The sequence below is a fragment of the Variovorax sp. 01T439_2 genome, assembly GCF_056398445.1.
Window position 1 is genome coordinate 1 of the sequence record NZ_JBFTPJ010000869.1, and the last position, 2527, is coordinate 2527.

Here is a 2527-nt window from a genome sequence, read left to right on the forward strand (position 1 = left end):
GCACCAGGGCTGCGACCAGCGGCAGCAAGGCAGTGCGGGCCCAGGGTTGAAATGCGAATTTCATGATGATGAACTTTCTTCTTGATCGACCAGGCGATCAGTCATGCGAAGGACGCGGCGAGGCCGGCACCGGGTGCAGCCCGCCGCCGCCCGAACCACCGTGCGACGAGGGTGCCGCAGCGACCGGATGGCCCGCCAAGACAAACTCCTCGCCATGCGGCACTTCGCCATGCAGCTTGAGCGCGCGGTTGCCCGCCAGGCGGCGCAGCAGCACATAGAACACCGGCGTCAGGAACAGGCCGAAGGCCGTCACGCCGATCATTCCGGCGAACACCGCCACGCCCATGGCCTTGCGCATCTCCGAGCCCGCGCCGGTCGACAGCACCAGGGGCAGCACACCCATCACGAAGGCCAGCGAGGTCATGAGAATCGGGCGCAGGCGCAGGCGGCTGGCTTCGATCGCCGCTTGTATGGGCGTTCTGCCGGCAAACTCGAGCTCGCGCGCAAACTCCACGATCAAAATCGCGTTCTTCGCACTCAGCCCCACCAGCACGATCAACCCGATCTGCGTGAAGACGTTGTTGTCACCCCCCGATATCCATACGCCCGTCATCGCGGCCAGGATGCCCATGGGCACGATCAGGATGATCGCGATCGGCAGCGTCAGGCTCTCGTACTGCGCGGCCAGCACCAGGAACACCAGCAGGATGGCCAGCGGGAACACCAGGAAGGCGGAGTTGCCGGCCAGGATTTCCTGGTAGGTCAGCTCGGTCCACTCGAAGCTCACGCCCTTGGGCAGCGTCTCGGCCGCGATCTTGGTGATCGCGTCCTGCGCCTGGCCCGACGAATAGCCCGGGGCCGGGCCGCCGTTGATGTCGGCCGCCAGGTAGCCGTTGTAGCGCATGGCGCGTTCCGGCCCGAAGGTCGAATTGACCTTCATCAGCGCCGACAGCGGCACCATCTCGCCCGTGGTCGAGCGCACCTTCAGCATGCCCACGTCTTCGGCGCGGGCGCGGTACGGCGCATCGGCCTGCACGCGCACGCTGTAGGTGCGGCCGAACTTGTTGAAGTCGTTCGCATACAGGCTGCCGAGGTAGATCTGCATGGTGTCGAAGATGTCCGTCACCGGCACGCCGAGCTGGCGTGCCTTGGTGCGGTCGATGTCGGCATACAGCTGCGGCACGTTGACCTGCCAGCTCGTGAACATGCCCGTGAGCTCCGGCGCGGCATAGGCCTTGGCCATGAAGGCCTTCACCGCCGCGTCCATCTGGTCGTAGCCGACCGAGGCGCGGTCTTCGATCTGCAGCTTGAAGCCGCCCGTGGTGCCCAGGCCCGCCACCGGCGGCGGCGGGAACATCACGATGAAGGCGTCCTGGATGCTCGCGAAGGCGCCATTGAGCTGCCCGGCCACCGCACCGCCGCTCTGGTCGGCGCGCTTGCGCTGGTCGAAGGGCTTGAGCGTGGCAAACACGATGCCCGAGTTCGAGCTGTTGGTGAAGCCGTTGATCGACAGGCCCGGGAAGGCGATGGCGTCTTCCACGTTCGGGTTCTTCTTCATGATCTCGCCCATGCGCTGGATCACTTCGTCGGTGCGGTCGAGCGTGGCGCCGTCGGGCAGTTGGGCAAAGCCGATCAGGTACTGCTTGTCCTGCGCCGGCACGAAGCCGCTGGGCACGGCCTTGAACAGGCCGAAGGTCACGCCGATCAGCGCGAGGTAGATCACCAGCATCAGCGTCTTGCGCGAGATCACGCCCTTGACGCCGCCGCTGTAGGCTTCCGCGCCACGGCTGAAGAGCTTGTTGAAGCCGCGGAACAGCCAGCCGAAGGCCTTGTCCATGCCGCGCGTCAATGCGTCCTTGGGCTGGTCATGGCCGCGCAGCAGCAAGGCGGCGAGCGCGGGCGACAGCGTGAGCGAGTTGATCGCCGAGATCACCGTCGAGATCGCAATCGTCACCGCGAACTGGCGGTAGAACTGGCCCGTGAGACCGCTGATGAAGGCCAGCGGCACGAACACGGCCACCAGCACCAGCGCGATCGCGATGATGGGGCCGGACACTTCGCGCATCGCGCGGTAGGTGGCTTCACGCGGCGTGAGCCCCGCCTCGATGTTGCGCTCGACGTTCTCCACCACCACGATGGCGTCGTCCACCACGATGCCGATGGCCAGCACCAGCCCGAACAGGCTCAGCGCATTGATCGAGAAGCCCAGGACATGCAGCACCGCGAAGGTGCCGATCACCGACACCGGCACGGCCAAAAGCGGAATGATCGACGCGCGCCAGGTCTGCAGGAACAGGATCACGACCAGCACCACCAGCAGGATGGCTTCGAGCAGCGTGTGGATCACCGATTCGATCGATGCGCGCACGAACTGCGTGGGGTCGTAGGCGATGCGGTATTCCAGCCCTTCGGGCATGTTCTTGTTGAGCTCGGCCATCGTCTTGCGAACGTTCGACGAAATATCGAGCGCGTTGGAGCCCGGTGCCTGGAACACGCCCATGCCGACGGCCGGGTCGTTGTTCAGGAG

Annotated in this window: 1 protein-coding gene; it reads right to left on the reverse strand. The window is 65.6% G+C overall.

Annotation, left to right across the window (positions count from 1 at the left end; all coding sequences use genetic code 11):
* Positions 1–97 precede the first annotated feature (97 nt).
* On the reverse strand, positions 98–2527 hold a 2430-nt coding region (locus tag AC1DOC_RS29025; RefSeq protein ID WP_478131055.1), incomplete at its 5' end, for an efflux RND transporter permease subunit.